The 2,201-nt window shown below is 69.1% G+C and carries 1 protein-coding gene; it reads left to right on the forward strand.

What is annotated here, in order from left to right; genetic code table 11:
* The coding region (locus ABT004_RS36285) for a condensation domain-containing protein (RefSeq protein ID WP_351346113.1) at positions 1-2,201 on the forward strand (2,201 nt) is incomplete at both ends.

A 2,201-nucleotide genomic window follows, 5' to 3' on the forward strand; every position in this document is an offset into this window, starting at 1 on the left:
CGAACTCCCGCTGACCGTCAACGGAAAACTGGACCGCAAAGCACTACCCGCGCCGGAATACGTCGCGGGCGCCGGTCGGGGTCCGGCGACCGTGCAGGAAGAAATCCTGTGCGGGGCCTTCGCTGACGTCCTCGGGCTGGAGTCGGCCGTCGGGGTGGACGACGACTTCTTCCGGCTCGGCGGCCACTCACTCCTCGCGGTGCGGTTGGTGTCGCGGATCCGTGCCGTGCTCGGGGTCGAGCTGCCGCTCCGCACGCTGTTCGAGGCGCCTACGGTGGCCGGCCTCGCCGCTCGCCTGGCCGATGACGTGGGGGCGGCTCGGACGCCGTTGCGGGCTGCGGAGACACGTCCGGAGCGGGTGCCGCTCTCCTTCGCTCAGCGCCGGCTGTGGTTCCTGGCTCAGCTCGAAGGCCCGAGCCCGACGTACAACATCCCCATGGTGGTGTCGCTGACCGGTGAGGTGGATGTCGCCGCGCTGGATGCCGCGCTACGGGACGTAATCGGTCGGCACGAGTCGCTGCGCACGCTCTTCCCGGCCGTCGATGGTGAGCCCTGCCAACGCATCCTCGACCCGCGGAACCTGGACTGGAACCTCGACGTGTCGCGAGTGGCGCCCGAGGGCCTGGACGAGGCGGTTGCACAGGCCTCGCGGTACACGTTCGAGCTTGCTACCGAACTTCCCACCCGGGCATGGCTGTTCGAGGCCGGGGCGGATGATCGGACGCTGGTCGTGGTGGTGCATCACATCGCCGGCGACGGCTGGTCGTTGGGTGTGCTGCGGCGTGAGTTCTCGGAGGCGTACGAGGCGCGGCGGCTGCGTGGCGAGGCCCCCACGTGGGAGCCGTTGCCGGTGCAGTACGCGGATTATGCGTTGTGGCAGCGGGAGTTGCTGGGGGAGGAGTCGGACCCGGGCAGCCTGTTGTCGGAGCAAGTCGGCTACTGGCGGCAGGAGTTGGCCGGGGCGCCGGAGGAACTGGTGCTGCCTGCGGATCGGGCGCGTCCTGCGGTGGCGAGTCATGTGGGGCGTCGGGTGCCGTTGCGGGTGCCGGTCGAGGTGCATCAGCGGGTGGTGGAGCTGGCGCGTTCCGAGGGTGTGACGGTGTTCATGGTGGCGCAGGCGGCGTTGGCGGTTGCGTTGTCCCGGCTTGGTGCGGGGACGGATGTTCCGGTCGGGTCGCCGATCGCTGGGCGTACGGACGAGGCGCTGGATGACCTGGTCGGGTTCTTCGTGAACACGTTGGTGATCCGGACGGATCTGTCGGGGGATCCGGAGTTCCGGCAGGTGCTGGCGCGGGTGCGGGAGGCGAGTCTGGGTGCGCTGGCGAATCAGGACGTGCCGTTCGAGCGGCTGGTGGAGGAGCTGGCCCCGGAACGTTCGCTGTCCCGGCACCCGCTGTTCCAGGTGATGCTGACGGTAGAGGGCAGCGGGCGTACGGCAGGGGAGTCGCGGGCCTCAGAGGGACCGCCGACGGGAGCGGCGAGGTTCGACCTCGACGTGTCGTTGTCGGAGGTGTTGGACGAGGAGGGGCGTCCGGCCGGGTTGCGTGGGTCGTTGATCGCGTCTGCGGATCTGTTCGATGCGGGTTCGGCCGAGGTGATGGTCGAGCGGTACGTGCGGGTGCTGGAGTCGGTGACGGCGACGCCCGACATCCGGCTGCACGCGGTGGATGTGGTGGGTGCCGACGAGCGTGACGTGGTGTTGCGGCAGTGGAACGACACGGCGGCCGCCATTGATTCGCTGACCGTGCCTGAGCTGTTCGAGGCGCGAGTGGCTGCGGCTCCGGGTGCGGTGGCGGTGGTGTCGGACGGCGTTGAGGTGTCGTACGGCGAGTTGGATGTGTGGGCGAATCGGCTGGCGCATTGGTTGCGCGGTCGTGGTGTGGGTGCGGAGTCGGTGGTGGGTCTTCGTCTCCGGCGTGACGCGGAGATGGTCGCCGCGATTCTTGGCGTGTGGAAGGCGGGGGCGGCGTACGTACCCGTAGATGGGGAACTGCCGTTTGAGCGGGCGGAGTTCATCTTGGCGGACGCCGGTGTGGGTGTCGTGGTGGACGCGAGTGTCCTCGACGAGCTGGCGGGGTACCCCGGTACCGCGCCCGGAGTTCCCCCGGTTCCGTCGGGGTTGGCGTATGTGATCTATACGTCGGGTTCGACGGGAACGCCGAAGGGCGTGGCGGTCTCGCATGGTTCCTTGTCGAATCTGG

Origin of the sequence: Streptomyces sp. NPDC002790 (genome assembly GCF_040295505.1) — a bacterium.
Classification (GTDB): Bacteria; Actinomycetota; Actinomycetes; order Streptomycetales; family Streptomycetaceae; genus Streptomyces.